1 protein-coding gene is annotated in these 430 nt (G+C 67.7%); it reads right to left on the bottom strand.

What is annotated here, in order from left to right:
• On the bottom strand, nt 1-430 hold a 430-nt coding region (locus tag DVK05_RS16685; protein WP_121564968.1), incomplete at both ends, for an APC family permease.

Genomic DNA, 430 nt, shown 5'->3' with positions numbered 1-430 from the left:
GATGTCTCGGCCGAGCGCCGCGATGAAGAGGATGATGACGGCACCCGTGACGAGAATCGACCGGTAGGGCGTCGCGTAGTTCGGGTGAATCTCGTTGAGCCAGTTGGTGACGACTCGGTCCCGGCCCATCGCGAAGTTGATTCGGGCCGACGCCAGAATCGACGCGTTCGCGCTGGAGACGGTCGCGAGGAGCGCGCCCAGCGTCACGACGGTGACGGCGAGGCCGGCCAGCCCGCCGGGGAACGCGAGTTGCGTCGCCTGCGTCAGCGGCGCGCTCTGGCTCAGGTCCGGCCACGGCACCACGCCGAGCATGATGCTCACGAGAATCGCGTAGAGGACGGTGACGATGGCGACGCTCCCGATAACCGCCAGCGGGAGGTTCCGGCCGGGGTTCTTCAGCTCCTCGGCGACGGTCGCAATCTTCGCGTAG

The sequence above is a fragment of the Halorubrum sp. Atlit-8R genome (assembly GCF_003666025.1).
In the GTDB taxonomy this organism is placed as follows: Archaea; Halobacteriota; Halobacteria; order Halobacteriales; family Haloferacaceae; genus Halorubrum; species Halorubrum salinarum.
The sequence above is the reverse complement of the archived record's forward strand: the minus strand, read 5'-3'. Positions and strand labels throughout refer to the sequence as shown.